The 17,632-nt window shown below is 60.4% G+C and carries 19 protein-coding genes; 5 read left to right on the top strand and 14 right to left on the bottom strand.

Annotated elements, in window-relative coordinates; all coding sequences use genetic code 11:
• Positions 1-476: 476 nt before the first annotated feature.
• Entirely contained in the window at positions 477-869 is a 393-nt protein-coding gene (locus ACZ1H8_RS07445; RefSeq protein WP_465180697.1) for a transposase, read from the bottom strand.
• Between the two features lie 54 nt (positions 870-923).
• Positions 924-1,055, bottom strand: coding sequence for a transposase (locus tag ACZ1H8_RS07440; protein ID WP_465181362.1), 132 nt, complete (start codon positions 1,053-1,055; stop codon positions 924-926).
• On the opposite strand from ACZ1H8_RS07440, the gene ACZ1H8_RS07435 reads away from it, so the two are divergent.
• Entirely contained in the window at positions 997-1,191 is a 195-nt protein-coding gene (locus tag ACZ1H8_RS07435; RefSeq protein ID WP_465181454.1) for a hypothetical protein, read from the top strand. The two genes, ACZ1H8_RS07440 and ACZ1H8_RS07435, sit on opposite strands and share 59 nt — an antisense overlap.
• A gap of 22 nt (positions 1,192-1,213) precedes the next feature.
• On the opposite strand, the gene ACZ1H8_RS07430 is transcribed toward ACZ1H8_RS07435, so the two are convergent.
• The 5 genes from ACZ1H8_RS07430 to ACZ1H8_RS07410 all read right to left on the bottom strand — a co-directional run bounded on the left by ACZ1H8_RS07430 (position 1,214) and on the right by ACZ1H8_RS07410 (position 6,485).
• Complete coding sequence (locus ACZ1H8_RS07430) at positions 1,214-2,269, bottom strand: glycosyltransferase (RefSeq protein ID WP_465181361.1); 1,056 nt, start codon at positions 2,267-2,269, stop codon at positions 1,214-1,216.
• A gap of 234 nt (positions 2,270-2,503) precedes the next feature.
• Positions 2,504-3,172: an ABC transporter ATP-binding protein gene (locus ACZ1H8_RS07425; RefSeq protein WP_465180696.1), complete on the bottom strand. Its 669-nt coding sequence runs from the start codon at positions 3,170-3,172 to the stop codon at positions 2,504-2,506.
• The gene (locus ACZ1H8_RS07420) at positions 3,169-3,963 is read right to left on the bottom strand and encodes an ABC transporter permease (protein WP_465180695.1); all 795 of its coding nucleotides are present in this window, start codon (positions 3,961-3,963) and stop codon (positions 3,169-3,171) included. Before ACZ1H8_RS07420 ends, ACZ1H8_RS07425 begins: the two co-directional genes overlap by 4 nt.
• Before the next feature lie 11 nt (positions 3,964-3,974).
• Entirely contained in the window at positions 3,975-5,084 is a 1,110-nt protein-coding gene (locus tag ACZ1H8_RS07415) for a KpsE/RkpR family capsule polysaccharide export protein (protein WP_465180694.1), read from the bottom strand.
• A 219-nt stretch (positions 5,085-5,303) separates the two neighbouring features.
• Complete coding sequence (locus ACZ1H8_RS07410) at positions 5,304-6,485, bottom strand: capsule biosynthesis protein (RefSeq protein ID WP_465180693.1); 1,182 nt, start codon at positions 6,483-6,485, stop codon at positions 5,304-5,306.
• A gap of 518 nt (positions 6,486-7,003) precedes the next feature.
• Between ACZ1H8_RS07410 and ACZ1H8_RS07405 the strand changes: the two genes are divergently transcribed.
• Positions 7,004-8,344 (top strand): LTA synthase family protein, encoded by a 1,341-nt coding sequence (locus tag ACZ1H8_RS07405; protein WP_465180692.1) that lies wholly within the window; start codon positions 7,004-7,006, stop codon positions 8,342-8,344.
• Between the two features lie 29 nt (positions 8,345-8,373).
• Here ACZ1H8_RS07405 and ACZ1H8_RS07400 read toward each other — a convergent pair whose 3' ends face one another.
• Positions 8,374-9,150 carry an SDR family NAD(P)-dependent oxidoreductase gene (locus ACZ1H8_RS07400; protein ID WP_465180691.1) on the bottom strand — a complete coding sequence of 259 codons (777 nt, stop codon included), beginning with the start codon at positions 9,148-9,150 and terminating at the stop codon, positions 8,374-8,376.
• Positions 9,151-9,302: 152 nt separating this feature from the next.
• Between ACZ1H8_RS07400 and ACZ1H8_RS07395 the strand changes: the two genes are divergently transcribed.
• Entirely contained in the window at positions 9,303-9,860 is a 558-nt protein-coding gene (locus tag ACZ1H8_RS07395; protein ID WP_465180690.1) for a sterol desaturase family protein, read from the top strand.
• A gap of 51 nt (positions 9,861-9,911) precedes the next feature.
• Here the strand turns inward: ACZ1H8_RS07395 and ACZ1H8_RS07390 are convergent, their stop codons facing one another.
• The 5 genes from ACZ1H8_RS07390 to ACZ1H8_RS07370 form a co-directional block, all read right to left on the bottom strand.
• Entirely contained in the window at positions 9,912-11,117 is a 1,206-nt protein-coding gene (locus ACZ1H8_RS07390; RefSeq protein ID WP_465180689.1) for a glycosyltransferase family 4 protein, read from the bottom strand.
• A complete protein-coding gene (locus ACZ1H8_RS07385; protein ID WP_465180688.1) occupies positions 11,114-12,427 on the bottom strand; it encodes a capsular polysaccharide export protein, LipB/KpsS family in 1,314 nt (437 codons plus the stop codon). The genes ACZ1H8_RS07390 and ACZ1H8_RS07385 overlap by 4 nt, the downstream gene beginning before the upstream one ends.
• Positions 12,428-12,657: 230 nt before the next feature.
• Complete coding sequence (locus ACZ1H8_RS07380) at positions 12,658-13,245, bottom strand: histidine phosphatase family protein (RefSeq protein ID WP_465180687.1); 588 nt, start codon at positions 13,243-13,245, stop codon at positions 12,658-12,660.
• Between the two features lie 12 nt (positions 13,246-13,257).
• A complete protein-coding gene (locus tag ACZ1H8_RS07375; protein WP_465180686.1) occupies positions 13,258-14,076 on the bottom strand; it encodes a 3-deoxy-manno-octulosonate cytidylyltransferase in 819 nt (272 codons plus the stop codon).
• A gap of 81 nt (positions 14,077-14,157) precedes the next feature.
• Positions 14,158-15,144 (bottom strand): KpsF/GutQ family sugar-phosphate isomerase, encoded by a 987-nt coding sequence (locus ACZ1H8_RS07370; protein WP_465180685.1) that lies wholly within the window; start codon positions 15,142-15,144, stop codon positions 14,158-14,160.
• A 241-nt stretch (positions 15,145-15,385) separates the two neighbouring features.
• Here ACZ1H8_RS07370 and kdsA point away from each other — a divergent pair, with 241 nt between their 5' ends.
• Together kdsA and ACZ1H8_RS07360 are read left to right on the top strand one after the other, a co-directional pair.
• Positions 15,386-16,213 carry a 3-deoxy-8-phosphooctulonate synthase gene (gene kdsA / locus ACZ1H8_RS07365; RefSeq protein WP_465181360.1) on the top strand — a complete coding sequence of 276 codons (828 nt, stop codon included), beginning with the start codon at positions 15,386-15,388 and terminating at the stop codon, positions 16,211-16,213.
• Between the two features lie 169 nt (positions 16,214-16,382).
• Positions 16,383-16,604, top strand: a complete 222-nt coding sequence (locus ACZ1H8_RS07360) for a hypothetical protein (RefSeq protein WP_465180684.1) — start codon at positions 16,383-16,385, stop codon at positions 16,602-16,604.
• Between the two features lie 106 nt (positions 16,605-16,710).
• Here ACZ1H8_RS07360 and ACZ1H8_RS07355 read toward each other — a convergent pair whose 3' ends face one another.
• Positions 16,711-17,475: a hypothetical protein gene (locus ACZ1H8_RS07355; protein WP_465180683.1), complete on the bottom strand. Its 765-nt coding sequence runs from the start codon at positions 17,473-17,475 to the stop codon at positions 16,711-16,713.
• Positions 17,476-17,632: the final 157 nt, after the last annotated feature.

The raw sequence follows: 17,632 nt of genomic DNA, 5'->3' as shown, positions 1-17,632 counted from the left end.
TCTCCAATTCGCGTCGCATGCTGCAGGTTGACCCTGTCGGTGACACGACTCGAGTGCGAATGAGAAGAATCTGGCAAAAAATCGAACCTGAAGCGCGCCGGAGACATCGTGGTCCACGGGTGAGCAGGTCGCATTTGCACGGGGGGCAGGCCGAGGTAAGGGCGCCGGTGGCTGGGGTGTGCCGGACGAGAGGCGTTTCGGAAGCGACGCGCTATCGATGGACGCAGTTGCATGAAGGCGTAGGGCTGTCGGAACGTCGCAATATGCGGCGGCTTGAGGAGGGCACCGGAAGTTCAACCGGCTGGGCTTCGGTCCGACCGCAGGAGGCATCGCTACAAGTCGATTCGCGCTGACCAGGCGCTACGGGGCGAGAGGGTCACAGATTTCCGAGACGCCGTTCGATTCGGTTATCGCGGTACCCAAGTGCTTCTGCAGCGCGAGTGCTGACCGGTGAAGGTGAAGCGCGTCCAGCGGCTCTATCGACTGGAGGGATTGAATTTGCGGGCGAAACGCTCGGTCCGGCACGTTAAGGGGACTCGCCAGATGGAGCGATCGTTGGCCTCGCGACCAAACAAGATGTGGGAGATGGATTCGTGTTCGAAGCGCTGTTCGACGGGAATTTGCTTCATCGGCCGCGTAACCCCGGCCGGTGCGGCCTTCACGTCGCTGACATTGCCTGGGGTCAGCATCAGCGCATAGGGTCGGCCCAGCACATCGGTCAGGGCATGGACCTTTGGTTGTCCAGCCGCCGCGAGAACGGCCGATCGCCTGCGTCTGGCGCCCCCTTTTCCGCCAAATGCCGAGCGCTGGGCCTTGATGTAGGTGCTGTCGATCGCCGTGCTTTTCGTCACCGCCCCTGCGTCGGTCAAGGCATCGAGCAGCTTCGTCCAGAAGCCCCGCCACGACCAGCGATTGAAGCGGTTTTAGATTGTCGTGGATGGACCGTAATCCCTTGGGCAATCGCACCATCGGCAGCCCAACTTCAACACATGGAGGATGCCCGAGATTAGCCGGCGGTTATCGACGCGCCGGGCTCCAGGCTGGTTCTTCGGCAAGTGCGGCTCGATCGCCAGCCAGGCTTCATCCGATAGCCAGAACAACGAATGCGACATCGACAACAGCCTCCATCAAGCCTGGAAACCCGTTGAATCAACCAATACGCATATTTTCAAGAGGCTGATTGGGTTTTGAGCCTAAGCCTAATAGCCGATAATTATGATGAACTGATTGCATTCAGTAGATGTCGAGCAGAGACATCCCAGTCATCATCGGGGGGTATGATCGTAATCGTTCCACACCTCACCCCGTCAAGCCAGCAAGTGATGGCGGAAGCAATTTCCAAACTGTTTGCTCGATCCGAGAAAAACCGCACGCCTCTGGACTCATGCGAGCGGAACACCGCGATATCACGAGCAAGGACCGGTTTTTTATAACCGAGCGCCTCTATGATCGGTAATCCGAAACCTTCGGCAAGCGACGCAACAATTACTCCAGTACAAGCCCGATAAATGGCTCCTAATTCCGCGTCACCGACGTCATTTAGCCAGAGCAGGCGTTTGCCGAACTCGGGATGGGATAGGATTACGTCCCGTAATGCATCGACCTTCCAACCCAAGCGACCAACCAGTACCAGCCTCTCGCGCAGCCCTCGCCGCCACAACTCTTCGAACGCAGCCAGAATGTCGGCATGCCCCTTGCGCGGCTCAAGAGTCCCAACCATTACGACGAAAGGGGCATCGCGTGATGAATGATCAATGCGGTAAGGTGCGGCAGGGGGATGGTCGACATCGGTTGTAGCATCGATCACGTGACCCATGGGAAGTATCTGCGTGCGATAGCCGTTGCGCAGCCCATAAACCTCTGCCAATGTTCCGCGCAATTCCGCCTCGGTCTGTCGGGAATTGCACAGAAATCCATCTGCCACGCGCGCCAGGACGCCGAGCCACGCTTTGTAACGAAGCACGGTGTTGCCGGAAAACCAGTCGGGTTTCTGGAGTGGCAACAAATCATGGACTAGGAACCATAGTGCGCCTCCGTTTCTCCGGAAATCGGAGAGCTGCTGACGATGGCGACGCACTGCATCAAGCGAATAGTCCAAGCCAATAAAGACGTCGCCGGGGCGTGCCTCCATCTCCGCGCCAACCGGGCTGGCGGGGTCTGGCATGGGCCATGAGATCTCAAAGTACCGCCTTTTCCTGCGCGCAGAAACGAACCGGATATCCCACTGCTCAGATGCTTCCTTCAGCAGTGCGGTCGCCAAAGAGCGCACCACGCGCTGTATACCCGTTCCTCCGTCATGGTGACTGATAACTGCCATATCGATGAATAGCCTACGTGACCGGTCGCGGGGTGGCGGGACTTTGCTTTTCGATAAGGTTGAGTGCCGGCAGAATCGAACATGAGCGCGTCGAAATGTTTTGCAAGAAAGGCCTTGCTGGATACGAAGCGCAAGAAGTTCAAAAAAACTTCGCATAATTACCCGGATAATATTCAGAGGAAATTTCTATCTCTCCCCCTCAATGTCGAGATTTTGGAGGTGCGCATGATGAGCTTGATCGAAGTCGGAATAAAATATCAGGTTTCCACTCTCGAGAACGGCAAACCGCTGACAATGCTTTTGGATATAACCTAAGTCGTGAGAAATGATCAGCATCGATCGATCCGCTCGTTTTGTAAAAAGCTCGATCTCGCACTTTTCGTAGAACTTTGCGTCACCTACTGCGGTGATTTCGTCTATCAAATAGCAGTCAAATTCGATAATCATTGAGATCGCAAAAGCAAGGCGAGCGCGCATTCCCGATGAATAGTTACGAACGGGTTCGCGTAAATATGATCCTAGCTCAGTGAATTCATACACGAAATTGATATTATTTTCGGCCCTTTGGTTGTAGATGCGGCTGATAAAGCGAACGTTATCTAAACCTGTGAGCGAATTCTGAAACGCGCCGCCGAAGGCAAGCGGCCATGATACCGACATGTTGCGCGTTATCTCACCTGCTGTTGGCCGCTCCGCGCCGCTGACGAGGCGCACCAGTGTGGATTTGCCAGCGCCATTGCGACCGAGGACCCCTAGTTTTTCACCTCTACTGAGTGTGAAGGAAATTTCATTCAGTACTGTTCGATCACCGGTCCGCGTCGGATAAACTTTGCGAACATTCTCCAGCTTGATCATTCTGGCGTAATCTCGCGATTTGCAACAGCCACCTGTGATAGCGCCAAAAGAGTCAGCGCCACACAGCAGCCGATCATATAAGGCAAATCATAATGTGCGTGAACTAGGCTGCCAAAATAGCCCTCCCGCACAAGTTCGACACCATTCACCATCGGCACGTACAGAATGTACTTTCTTGCGTCTGGCGGGAGTGCATCGACCATAAACGCCGCCCCCGATAACGGGAACGCGAGATATGACATTGGGTGCCAAATCTTATCTACAAGTTCCGATCGCTCAGATAATGCTCCCAAGAAAACAGCGAGGGCCGAGCCAAACCAAGCAATCAGCGACCACCCCGCCACAACAGTCAAGACATCCTGCGGTGGGTCAAGCCAGCCAATATAAATATAGAGCAGGGCTAGCACGACAAAAGAGATAGTAGCGCCACCCGCCTCCAATATCAATCGCGCAGCGAAAATGTCAATCACCCGTACATTGCGATGATACATTAGCGACAGATTAGGTTCAATTGCACCGATGCAGCGTGAGGGCATATTGCGCCATAGAAGGACCGCCGAGTAGCCGGTTAGCGCGAACGCGACGATCGGTAGCGATGAGCCATGTATTGACTTTGTTACAGTCCAAAGGATGGTAACGCCCGTCGTGAAAATCATCGGCTCGACGAAAAGCCATAGAAAGCCGATGTTGTGACGTCCATAACGTGTCAGAATTTCGCGCATGAGTAACGCATGAATGACGCGCCACTGAATGCTCGCGCTACGAGCGACCTCGGAAAGCTCGACGGCCACGGTAGTGCCTCTTAGTCCTTGTGCTCAAGCAGGCCTGCCAGCAGCATGCTCAGGATTGCCCAAGCGGCGAGGCCTAAAATTAGGGTCGAGAAAATGCCTCGCAGTCGGCGTGGCTCAAGCGCCTTGTCCGGCGTATTCGGCTCTACGATGCGTTCCACATAAGCCTGCTTACGGCGCGCCTCATTGCGCGCTTCTTCTAGTGACGCCATCGCGCTGGCAAGTTGTCTCTCAGCGAACTGATTGTCGAGTGTCAGCCGCTGATACTCAGCGCCGATCGATGAAAGCGAGCCGTTGCCGCCAGCAACTTGCCGGGTTTGCTCCGCAATCTCTGCTGAAATGCCAGCTACGCGAGTCTTCAGTGCCTCGATTTGCGGATTCTGCGGTGCCAGCGCGCGGAGCTCGCGCAGTTGGGTCCGGGTCGAGATCAACTCGTCCTGCAGCTTGGATATCATCTGTAACTGGATGGTCGCTTGCCGTTCCGGATCGACAACGCCCTGTCGATTGCGGTACGCGGCCAGCGCAATAGCGGCCTCCTCCGCTTTCTTCTTGGCTTCGTCGACCTCAGTCTGGGCGAAGCGTATCAAATCCTGACGACCGCGCGTATTGAGCTTGTTCACGGTCGCCTCAGCCATTTCAAGCAGCTGCTCGTTGAAGCGGTGCGCGTCTTGTGAGGTGTAACCGCGTACCGTCAGTGTGACGATCGATGAGGTTGTATCATGCTCAACCCTGACCTTCTTCTGGTAGTATTTGTACAGGCTCTCAAAATCACCGTCTAGGCCGCTGGCATTATATCGATCAAACAGTGAAATTGATGTGTTGCCATAGGCACGAGCGAAGGAATCACTTCTATTCAAAGCCTGAAGGGCGTCGCGAGATAGTACGTAATTTTGCGCTGCGTAGATCTCGTCGCCTGCGTTGGCAAATCCACTGCTCTTAAGCAGCACTCCGAGGCCCGACGTTGACGGCTTATCGGGACTGCGGACGACAAACTGAGACTCCGAAACATAGACGTCGGACGCAAGTACTCCAAAATACAAAACTGACAGCGCGGTAGGGATCAGGACAGTCAGCCACAAAAGCGGACCCGAAGACCTGATCTTGGCAATTACGTTATTCATCATTCGCGGCTGAGCCCGTGAGTTAAACTTGCCCGTCTTTGCATATGTTCGGAGCGTCGCTTCATTACGTGGCGCAATTGCCCCGGATGCAAGCGAGCGCGCTCCTGCTGATCAACCCAGGCGGACCCCTGCGATTGTCGCGCGGCTTCTAGCGGGCAACTCCTCACGCGTCCAGTCTGCCAGGCCCCCCAAAAAAATTGCCGTCGGGGGATGGGGCGGTCCTTATTCTGGTGCGATCGGCTGGCCTTCGAGCCGTGCAACAGCGTGACGTACGACCTTCTCCAGCGCTTCCTCGGAGAAAAAACCACCGGGGATGAGGCATCGTTCGATCAGCACCCGCCGGAATGCCGCGAATGTGTCGGGTGAGGGTGGTATGGGACGGGCCCAGAAGGTATCAAGCCCCGCTTGGTGCGTGATATCAGGAATGTCGTAGACGGCGTGGCCCAGAGCCACAACTGGCAAGCCTTCGGCTAGAGCAAAGGTGCCGCTGGTGCTATTGATCGTGACGACGCCCTGCGCGCGGCGCGTGACTGGCACGATGTCGCCCCAAGGAAGATAATCGACACGATCCGCGACACCGAACAATTCTGCCATGTCCGCGGTGATCTGTCGCCAATCACGCACCCCGTTGTCGAGTGGATGTTCCTTAACGACCAGGCGAATGTTCGCGGGCGCGTGCGCGGCAAATGAGCCAATTACCAGCCTCAATGCGTCTGCAATTCCCGCAAAGGGAGAATGAAGCCGGATCTGGGCGTCGGAATCGAGCTGCAACGGAAACAGGAAATACGGATCGTCTGAGGCAGAAAGTCGCGCCATCAGCGCGGCCGAGCTTGCCTCGCGCTCTTTGCGACGGCGCAGCTTGCGCCACCAGCCTAGGCCCTCGACGACGGGATGCCATGGGCGATGATTGCTCCAGCCTGGATAGTACCAGCGCGTTAGGACATCAGCGACGTTGTAGGCGAGCCCCTCCAGTGCACGTCGGCGGAACGAGGAAGGTACCTGAGAATGCGGTGGAACCTGGGGAAGGCCGGCCGCCGTATCCCGGTACCATGCGGGATCGCGCGGCAGCGAGGAGTGACCATTAACGCCACCCAGTTCCAGCGTCACCCAATCCGGCCGGATATAGCCTTCCTCGAAGACGTGGACCGGTACGCCGGCATCGCGGCAGATGCGGATTGCTGGCATATGATGATCGCGGCAGTCGCCGAACAATACCACGTCGGTGACGCGCAACTTTTCCAGCAGAGCCGCGAACGTCTCAGGCCAGTCGGCTAGCGTGCCACGGTAATCGACTCCGTTCGGCAGGCGCCAGAATAGGCGATCGCCGCCGTTGAAGTTAACCTTATGAACTTCGTGACCGGCTGCAATCAGTCCTGCGCCGAGCCGCGGGAACAGCGGGCCCATAAGGCCTTGAAGGAGCAAGACCGTACGAGGTCCGGATTTTACCTCGAGTTTGGACCTATATGTGGTTGGGTCAGGAAAACTTTGGTTCGTTGACGCTGATTGGCTGCCTGCTGCGGGTCGATAGTGAGGCATTCGGAAAAGTACGCTCCGTCGTGACATACATAAGCTCTGAGACGGCAGGTACTTTCGCCGCCTTGCGCGCAGGGCTTGTCTTGATAAGCGTTAATGCGCCCAGCGATGTGCGGCAAGCCCACCGCGCGACGTGCCCAAGCGAGGAGGCCGACTGATGACAGCGTTCGCCTTGCCGGCTAGGGGCGGGTCCCAACGCTCCTTTTGTCGCTCGTCCGACGGCACCGGACGCAAGTGATGGTGCCACGCAGACAGTGACTTTCGACGGACTAACTTTCGGCACGGCGCTTGTCGGGGCAGGGCTATTGGACGCATTGGCTCGCCCCAGAAGGCGGCTAGGGGCTAGCGGGGCATCGCCCGCTCTTCGCAGCAGCGCCAGCCTTTGGCTGTTGGCCTGCATTACGACGGCACTTTATGGTGGCATGCTGGCACTTTGCGGGAACGCGGTGGTGGCGATGGCCCTTACGCTTGCGGTGCAGGCGCTGTTGGTCGTCGCTTCCAATGCAAAGCACGCCATGCTGGGAGAGCCCCTGCTGTTTTCGGACCTGGCGTTGATCGGGGCAGTTTTCAGGCACCCCCAATTTTATCTTTCCGCTGTCAGAATTTGGCAGCGCGTTGCTGCGGGAATCGTGGCGGCACTCCTCGTAACGTTGATCGCATGGTTTTCAGCCGGCGACCTTGCCTCGCATCTCGTAGGCCTGACCCTCCTTGGGGCTAGCGTGATGGTCCTCTCGCTCTCGTTACGACTGCTACCGTGGCGGGCACTTGCGCGGGTGCCTGATGCGGTTGCCGACACGAAGCGTCATGGCCTGCTGCCGATGCTGCTGCTCTATTGGTTGCGCTGGCGGGCCGAACCTGACCCCGGGCCGTGTCCGCCCGTTACGGTTGAAGACCGGACGAATTTGCCCGAGCTTGTTGTGGTTATTCAGTGCGAGAGTTTTGCCGATCCGGTCGCCTTGTTCGATGACCCGTCATTGGCGTTGCCCGGCCTCTCGGCCGCGCAAGCCTCAGCCTTTCAGTGGGGACATCTGGAGGTCAGCGGCTTTGGCGCATATACTATGCGCACGGAATATGGTGTCCTGTTCGGCCGCGAGGAAGCGGCGCTTGGCTTTCGCCGCTACGACCCGTTCCTTACAGCGCTTCGGGAGTCATCTTACGCACTACCGGCGCGACTGACCGCTGCGGGTGAGACCTGGCGCAGCCTGTTCCTCCACCCGCACGATATGCGATTTTATGGGCGAGATCGGATCATGTCCGCCGGCGGCTTTGCCGCGTTGGTAGGCGAGGACCAGTTTGAAGTACCGGGACCGGGAGAAGGTCGCTATGTCACCGATGCTGCGGTAGCGGACAAAGTCATGGCGCTGGCCGAAGCTGCCGCACATCCCACGCTGATTTACGCTGTCACGATCGAGAATCACGGCCCCTGGGAGGCTGAGGCCGGCGTCGAACTTGTGGACGGTTATATGCGTCTCGTGCGGAAGGGCGACGCGATGCTGACGTCGCTGACCGAACGCATGGCCGCGCTGGGCCGACCCGCGCTGCTGATATTCTTCGGCGATCATCGGCCGAGCATTCCCGGCGCGACCCGGCCGGGCGGAGACAGGCATACTCCCTACGTCATGCTGCGTCTGGACCGAGCAGGCAGGCCAGTGCGCGACGCTGATCGCCGTGTGGATCTGTCGCCCGCGGGTCTGCATGACGCGATCCTGAGACAGATGCTCGGGCGCTGACGGCAACTCCCCACGACCGGCGAGCAGGTTCATCCAGGCGGCTTGAAGCGGGCCAGCATTCTGTAGTGCAGCCCGCGGGGGAGCAGGCGATCTAGCCAGTGCAGCACGACAAAGGGCCAGGGCAGAATGAGATGCGCCTTGCGCTGTCTCGCAGCCCCGGCAATGCGCACCGCGACCGACTCGGGCGTCATCAGCATTGGCTTGGGCCCAGGCACTTCGTGGGCCGCCGCGGTATCGATGAATCCCGGAGAAACCAAAGTGACGCTCACGCCGTAAGGGGCGACGCCGATCCTCAACGCTTCGGCGAAACGCGCCAAGCCGGCCTTGGTGCTCGAATAGGCTGCGGCGAATGGCAGCGGGTGAAAAGCTGCTGCAGAGCCGACTAATATAATTTGGCCGGAACCGCGCTCCGCCATACGCTGCGCCAACGCCGCCGAGAGTGCGGTCGGAGCGATGAAGTTGACCGCGCCAAGTTGAGCGACCATCGCCGAGTCCTCGACCAGATCTCCAGCCGCGCGGACGTCACCTCGTCCAGAGGCGATCAGGCAAAGATCGAACCGTTCCCTGCTGTCGTCCTCCACCAGAGCCGCCAGCGCGGCCTCGATGTCGCTGAGGTCGATAGAGCGGATATTCGCCTCTGCTCCAAGGGCGTGGCAATCCTCGGCGATCGCTGTCAGTCGTGCCGTATCGCGACCCCATAGGCACAGCCTGACGCCGCGGCGAGCATAATGGCGAGCCAGCGCGCTGCCGAGCCCGCCTGACGCACCCGTCACCAGAATGCGCGCTGGTGCGAACGAGTCCCTCATCTCAAGATCGCGCCTTGCTACGCTCGTCACATGTTAACCCCAACTGGAGGCATTTCGGCTTGACAGGCGAGCCCCCCTCCTGTCCAGCATCGACACCGATGCCTCCCTCGGTTTCCAGTTCGCAACGCGTCCGGTTGTTCAAAAGTGAGCGGTTGGAAAAACTTACCCTGATCTCGTTGCGGACGTTCGTGGCGAGTTGGATGGTGTTGCTTCCTCTGATTGCCTGGACCGCCTGGGGTTCGGCCAGCGCGCTTCATGCGATTTTGCTTGTTTCTAGCGGGGTGCTGGTCTGGACACTGTTCGAGTATGCGATGCATCGGTACCTCTTCCATCTTGAGAGCAAGGTTCCCGTGATCCGCTGGCTGATATTCCTGATTCACGGCAACCATCACGCAGATCCCGGCGACCCCCTTCGCGGTCTCATGCCGCTGCCCGTCAGCGTCGGCGTCGGCTTGATGATCTGGGCGGGGTGCGTGGCGGTACTTGGCATGGCCGGGACATGGGCGTTTCTCGGCTTCATGATCGGCTACGTCATCTATGACGCAGTCCATTATGCCTGTCACCAGTTGCCGATGCGCGGAAAAATGGCGTCGAGGCTCAAGCGTCATCATATGCGTCATCATTATGTTGACGACGAACGCAATTTTGCGATTTCAGCGATCTTCTGGGATCGCGTTTTCCACTCGCGCATCACTTCGCTGAAGCGCTGAACACGCCACGCTGGCTCATCGGCGTCAGGACTGCGCGAGAGCAGATGCGCTTCAGATGACGCATGGTCGAACCCGAATCTCCTCGATCGCATCAGTAACGATTGCCATGTGCTCGGCCCAAGTGGGATTCTTCCATGCCGGGAGTCGTGCCATCTGCGCGGTGTACCTGCTTCCGCTGGCTGCATAATCGAGCACCGCAGCCTTCCAGCCGAGGCCGTCGAGAGGGTCCAGGTAGTCGGGAACAGTTCCGCCCACTTCGCGCAGCGCCGCAAGATCGCTGGCGATGACCGGCGTGCCGACCGAGAGTGCCTCTGCCACTGGCATCCCATAGCCTTCCGCAAAGGACGGCATCAGGAGTGCCCGAGCGCCGCGCAACAAGGCGGACAGGCGCTTATCCGGGCAGCCTCCAAGCTCATCGACATGTCCAACCAGTGCGGGGCAGCGCTCCAGCATGTCGACGATCTGCTCATTCTCCCAGCCGCGACGACCGACCACGAGGAGCCGTGGTACGCTCTGGGCGGGCAGGGTTTCGGCCAGATGTCGCCACAGATGAAGCAGGAGCAGGTGATTCTTGCGCGGCTCGATCGTGCCGAGACATACGAAGTAGGGGCGGCCGTCCGCGCTCACCTCCGGTATCGCGCGAGGCAGCGACTCCGTGCCCAATAATGCCACATGGATCGGCGTGCCGCGTGTGAGCCAAGGCTCAAGTGATCGGCCCGTCGCAGCGGAATTTACCAAGGCCGCACCACCCGACCTTGTTATAGCCGATGCGATGGTTTCGATTCGCCTGCGGTGAAGCGTGGCCCCGGACGGACGGGCATATTCAGGGAATTCGATTGGGATCAGGTCGTGAACGAGGCAGAGAAATCTGGCCCGCTCGCGCGCAAGGATGCGGTGAACCTTCTCGATATCGGTCAGGTGATGAGGCGACGCCTGAACATAGACATTCCCGGTTCCGATGTCTTTCCTCTTCGGCATCAGGGCGGTAAGCTGTGGCGCGATGGAGGCGATCGAACGCTGGCGCGGCGTCTCATCCTCGGTAGACCAGCGGCGTTCCAACTCATCGAGATAGGTGAGCGCCGCACTGCGCTTCACACGGCCGTAAATACCCAGGGGATGAACCGCTGCGAAGGCGAGGTCGCCGCCATACCGCGCGAGAAGTCCGCGGGCATAGGCCATCTCCACTCGGTCCACCCCGGAAGGGGTGGAATAGCGAATTCGCGATATGAGGCGCGAAATATCCAGAATAACGGTCATTTGCGCATCAACTTCGTCAGCCTGCCCTGCCAGCGACGGACCGGTGCCACCCATTTGAGACGATTGACGGCATTTTGCGAGGCCATGCGACCGATCAATATTTCGGGCGGGCATGGCAGTGCGGTCACCGGATCCAGATAGCGTGGATAAAGAATCAGCACGCCCGCCACCAGTGCATCGAGTGTGAGCGTGCGCGTCCGGCGTTCAGGGACTGGGCCTAGGTCGTGCGTAAGGCCCCAGCCGGCGTAGAATGGAGCCCCGTGGCAAGTCACATCGCGCCCGCGCATCAGCGCTTCGAAGCCGGCAAGCGAGGTAAGGACATGTACCGCATCCACGGTGTCGAGCAGCGTTGCCATGCCCCCGCCCCGCACGATCTTGTCGGCCAGTGTCAACGCATCTGAATCGGCGATCGCGCCTCTGCGGTGACCAGCGTCGACGTCCGGGTGAGGACGAAACCAGATCTCGGCATCCGGCTCGAGGGCGCGCGCCTGGCGCAGCAGCGCAAGGTTGGAGCCGGGACCGCCACCTGCGGCGAGCACGGACATGTCGTCCTCTACTTGCCCGGCCACGAGGACTAGGCGCTTGTCCCCAGTGCGCTTCGGTAGGGCGGAGTCATGGCCTGCGGCATATTTGCTGATGCCGGCTTCGATGATCGTCTCGCGCAGCACGCGGGCGCGGCGGAGGACCTGTGGCGGCATCTCCGTGTCATTCAATATGGTTTCAAGATCACTCGGCTGCGACGGGTCGAAATGAATTCCGCTCGCATCGACGACAACCGAAGAGGGGGGGACCAAGTCCACGCCGAGTCCCACCGAGCGCACGAAGCCGTCCTCTACCCGCACCAACGGGACGCCGGCGGCACGGGCCTCATCGATCAGGGCAGGAGACACTCGCGATGGCCAGATCGCGACCGAGCCGCCCCCGCGCTGGGCGATCTTCAAGGCACGGCCAGCAGATGAAACCATCGCAAGGCGGCGTGCCGGATGCCAGAGAAAGCGCCGAATTTCCGTCCGCTTCCACCACGCCATCCCGCACGCTGCCAGGATCGGGCGGTTCGCCTCCAAAATGGTGCGCCAGAGCCCGAGCAGCGCCACCACTGCCTCGATGGTCGACGGGCCGCCCGTAAACGGATCGCGCCAGTCGGCAGAGACAAGTGCCTCGGCCGCACGCCGGTCAAGCTCGACCGGGGGGGCACCTGGAGTACCGTAGCGACCGGGCGAGAGAATTTCCACGGCGATTCCGATGACCCGGGCAAGCACGATCCATTCGTCATCGCCATGAGCCTCGAGGCGGCGCGCATAGGGCAGCATCGACCATGGATCCAGCTCGGGCCCGGCTATTCCACTCCGTGTCCTGCGAACGATAGCAACCCTCTGCTCGGCTGTTGCTGGTGTCGCCCAGAACTTGCCCCCCACTCGAGCGCTGCGAACCAGGCCGAACAGCGTGGCGTATTCAGCCGGCGCCTCCCGTTTTTGGGCAGGTAGAGAAACCTCGGCCGTGCCGCCAGGAAATGGCGGGGCGCGAAGGATCGGTAGAACACTCATGGTTTTCTGCCCCATTCGGCGACGGTAAGCACTTGCTCGTCATTTCGCCGAATAATGCCGTAGGATCCTGTCGGCAGCTTCATCCCACCCGGCACCTCGATGCCTGCCGCGATAAGCGCGAAACGTGCCGCTCCGTTGCTGGTGACCAACAGGATTGGCCCGCTGTCGCTACTAAAAAGGGCCCGCCATGCCGCGATCCGCGACTGGGCATCGACGGTCCACCCCGGCGGGGGCAGCCCGCATTCATCCCATCTTGCCAGCACATCGGCACCGACCCGGGCTAGGACTTCGAGCTCCGTTCGGTTTTCGTCAGGTCCATGGTCGATCTCGGCCAGCCAGTCTGCCATCTCAGGTAGCGGCGCTTGCGGCAGGTGCGCGAGGATCGCGCTTGCCGTTTGTCGGGTTCGAGTGAGCGGGGAGGTCAGAACGCGACTGAAACCAGCCTTCATTGCAGCGAAATGGTTTCCGATAGCGTCGGCTTGCGCGACGCCGGTGGCGGTCAGTGGTAGGTCGGTTCGAACACCGATTCGACGCGGCGGCTCCCCTGCCTCAAAAGTATTGCCGTGCCTGACGATGAAGAACATCAACGTCCGGTATCAGGATGGAAAGGGATCGCCTAGCCGAGCGATGGCATCCTCTGCCAGCGCCAGGTCCGCTGGCGTATCGATCCCCGACATTGCATGGATCGGCGGATCGACTTCCAGCGTGGCGATGGAGCGACCGTTTTCGAGGAAGCGCAGCTGCTCCAGCCCCTCCAGCAATTCATGAGCACTCTGTGGTGCCGCGTCGAACCACTCCAGTGCGGCCATACGATATCCATAAACGCCCATATGTTGCCATATCGGGGACCGCGGCCCCGCAGCGCGGAGCTTCACTTCATCCCGCAGGGCGGGGACAATCATCTTGGAAAACCACAATGCTCGCTGGTCCGGACCGCGAATGCAGGTGGTACCGCTAAACGGGGCTGTCCGCTTATGCGCGCGCAGCCGGTCGAGTTGATCCCAATCGAGTGGATATACAGGCGTCGCGACGTCTTCACCGCCATCTCTTAGCGTCGCGATCAGTCCGGCCACCACCACAGGTGGCACGAACGGCGCATCCCCCTGCAGATTGATCACGATCTCGGGAGCGTGCGCCCGCGAGCGCGCGGCAGAACAGGCGCGCGACGAACCGGAGTTCAACTCGGCCGCGGTCATGACAACCTCAGCTCCAATCTGACGAGCATGGTCCGCGATACGCGCGTCGTCGGTAGCAACCACCACCTCACATCTGCCTGCGAGGTTCGCCGCAACGCGGGCGATGCCGGTCACGCGCTCCAGCAGGGTGCGGCCAGCAATAGGGAGCAGAGGCTTTCCTGGAAGTCGCGTCGATCCATAGCGCGCAGGAACGACGATCAGGGCCTGCTCGAGTTTCATCCGTGGCGCCATATCAGCCCTCTCGCGCCAGGCAACGATCTTCCGCTAAAGCAGGATCCCCCGAACGGGTGTCGCGGCGCTTCAGGCCACGCCGGTGCGAACGATATCGTGTATGTGCACGATGCCAATCAACTTCGTGTCCTCGACCACGAACAATACTGAGATTGCATTTTCGTTCAGCAGGCGTAGCGCCTCAGAAGCCAGGGTGCCGGCCGTAACCGTTAGCGGATTAACCGACATGTGCAGGCCAATATTGTCGTTGAGATCATGAACCGCGATGCATCGGCGCAGGTCGCCGTCGGTAAAGGCGCCAATGAGCCTATCCTCACCGTCCACGACCGCAGTGCAGCCATAACGCTTGCGGCTCATCTCGATCGTCGCGCTGGTGAGGGAGGCATCTCCGCCAACACGTGGGATCGCATCGCCGGTGCCCATGATTTCACCGACCGTGGATAGCTGCATGCCAAGCTTACCGCCAGGATGAAACATGTGGAAATCGGAGGATGTGAAGCCGCGAGCCTCGATCAACGCCACCGCAAGCGCATCGCCCAGCACGAGTTGGATCGTCGTCGAAGAAGTTGGGGCCAACTCGTTAGGGCAGGCTTCGCGAACGGGAGGCATGACGAGACAGATGTCGGCGGCGCGTGCCGCGGTGCTGTCCGCATGCGACGTGGCGACGATCAGGGTCACGCCGTAATGATTGCAATAGTGAAGGATGTCACCCAGCTCGGCCGTTTCGCCCGACCAGGTGATCGCCAGCACGACGTCTTGCGTGGTGATGACACCAAGGTCGCCATGACTTGCCTCACCGGGATGCAGGTAAAGGGCCGACGTTCCGGTGGACCGCATGGTCGCGGCGATCTTGCGAGCGATGTGACCGCTCTTGCCCATGCCGGTAACGATGACCCGACCGCGCGTTGCTGCCAGCGCCTCGATCGCTCGATCGACCGAACGGCTGAGTTCGGGAGCTTCGAGCGCCCCTTTCAGCATCTCAATCGCTTGGAGCTCGATATCCAAAGTCTTCAGAGCTGACACCGAATGGCGGGTCTGAACAAATGCATTTTTCATGAATTTCTTCTGATCTTAACAAGATAAATATTTGCGCAGAGACGATTTTCGGACGGATATTGTAAGATGGCTAGGATTGCCAGCAGATTCATTCCGGGCCAGATAGAGGTTCTGCCAGGATGGAATGGCGCACCAACCCCAGCGGGGAGGCGTGATTTTACGGCCTTGGCATGTCTGAGGATCCTCCGATCCGCTATGTAATTGCCCGACTCTGCCTCTCTACGATGACAAGGCCTGCTTGATGATTCTCTGCGGACGCACCGTTGCCCTAGACACACCCATATTCGCGATTGCCGGCCCCTGCGTAATCGAAAGCGAGGAGATGACGCTTTCCATAGCCGAAGCGCTTGCGGACGTCGCTCGCCGGCTCGGCCTCTTCCTCGTATTCAAGAGCTCGTTCGACAAGGCGAACCGCACCTCGGACAAGTCCTTTCGTGGCCTGGGCATGGAGGAGGGGCTGCGCATCCTCGAAAAGGTCCGCGCCGAAACTGGCCTCCCGGTCATTACCGACGTGCACGAGCCCTCACAGGTCACCGCGGTGGCTGAAGTCGTCGATATTCTCCAGACACCGGCGTTCCTTGCGCGGCAGACCGATTTCATTGGCGCGGTCGCTTCATCCGGCAAGCCGGTCAATATCAAGAAAGCGCAGTTCATGGCGCCTGCTGACATGAGTCAGGTGGTTGCAAAGGCCCGTAACGCAGCCAAGCTTGCCGGACATGACCCCGACGCCTTCCTGTTGTGCGAGCGAGGGACCTCCTTTGGCTACAACACGCTGGTGTCCGACATGCGCGGACTGTCGATCATGGCCGAAACCGGATGCCCGGTGGTATTTGACGCAACCCACTCGGTGCAGCAACCCGGCGGCCTTGGCGAAAGGTCGGGCGGGCAGCGCGAATATGTTCCGCTGCTGGCGCGCGCCGCGGTGGCCGCGGGCGTCTCAGGCATATTCATGGAGACCCATCCTGACCCCGATAAGGCGCTTTCGGACGGGCCAAACGCACTGCCTCTCGACCAATTCGAGACCCTATGGCGTCGACTTATGGCAATCGACGCAATCGTGAAGGGATGAGGGCAGCATTTTCCTGCTAATTCGGGGTCTGCGCAGGATTCGGTTCCGATTTTGCGAGCCAGTTCGGGGCGGAGATCGCCCGGTCGCCGGCGGGATCGAGCAGCCCGACCCTGTCGAGCCAGTTGTTCGCCATCGCCAGCGACAGCGTGCGGCATGTCCCGTCCTTCCTGTGATCGCGGCGAGAAATTCGCTGCGCATTCCCACCGCCTATTCGATCATCTTCGAGCGGATCGGCGACCTGTCCGGCGATGTCGCCGCCAACGATGCACATGTCACCCGATTGATGGAACGGCCGGAATTTCTCGACGACGATTCGGTGCTGCCAGAGGTGGTGAGCAGCCACCTGCTGCGCGATTTCGGACCCGTGCTGCCAGCAAGGGCGGCGACATGATGCTCAGTGCGAAGCTGACGCCCCGGCTTTCCCAGATCCTCTCTCTGATGACGCGTCCGAAATAGGGGCCGAGCGCCACCGGACGGCGACCCTGGCCAGCGCCGTATCAGGCCAGACCGCCGTCCCTGTCGTATTTGAGTTCCAGATATCGCCCCATCACCTCGATCTCGTCGAAGTGGCCGCGGCCGAGCTGCTCGGTCGCGCGCGCCAGTTCGGCATCGATCAGCTGCAGGCCGTTGCACAGATGGTCGTCGGGCGCGCGGCCGTCGGTCCGGGGCGTGCGCCGCGCCGAAACGGGGACGGCCCGCCACCCCTCGATCAAGCCCGGCAGTTCCTCGGCGATCAGCTTTCGGACGTCCGCCGCGAACGGGCTGCGCGGGTCGACGCGCGCGAGTTGGGGTGCAGCCGCGTCGAGCGTTGCCGTGATCGACTGGGTCAGGCGAAACGCCGGGGCGGGCAATCCGCGTTGCTGCGCATCCAGCCAGACGATCGCTTCCTCGGCCAGGGCGGGGAGCGGCGCGTCGTTCAGCGCCTGGCGTCCGGGGACCCTGGGCTCGGCGCGATTGGCGATCAGGATGATCAGCAACAGCATCACCGCGGCTGCGGCGGCAAAGGCCACGCTGGGGCTGATAACCGCGGCGACCAGCGCGAAGGTGAGCAGCGAGGCGATCGCCGCCATCAGCAGCCGACCCATCATCCGGTTGCGGCGCCGGGCGCGTGCCTCGCGCTCGCGTCGCGCCTGCTCGCGCCCTTCGGGCGACAGGCGGCGCAGCAGTTCCTCGGCATGCGTCAGGCCGACATCGGCAAAGCCCGCGGCGAGGCTGCGCGCGCGGTGGATCGCTGGTTCTCCCGGACCGGCATCGTGTCTCATGAGTGGAAGATGGCGTTCATTGCCGCCAAATTCCAGTGGCGTTCGATGGTATCTCGAAGGTGCCGCGCGGGCTCACGCCGGGATCGAAGCGCCCATGATGTGCCTGATCCGGGCGGCGGTTTCCGGGGTTGCGGGCAGGTCCAATGTTTCAACAACC

This window comes from Sphingomonas sp. BL-S-25, assembly GCF_055521555.1.
This window is presented reverse-complemented; position numbering and strand designations above follow the sequence as displayed.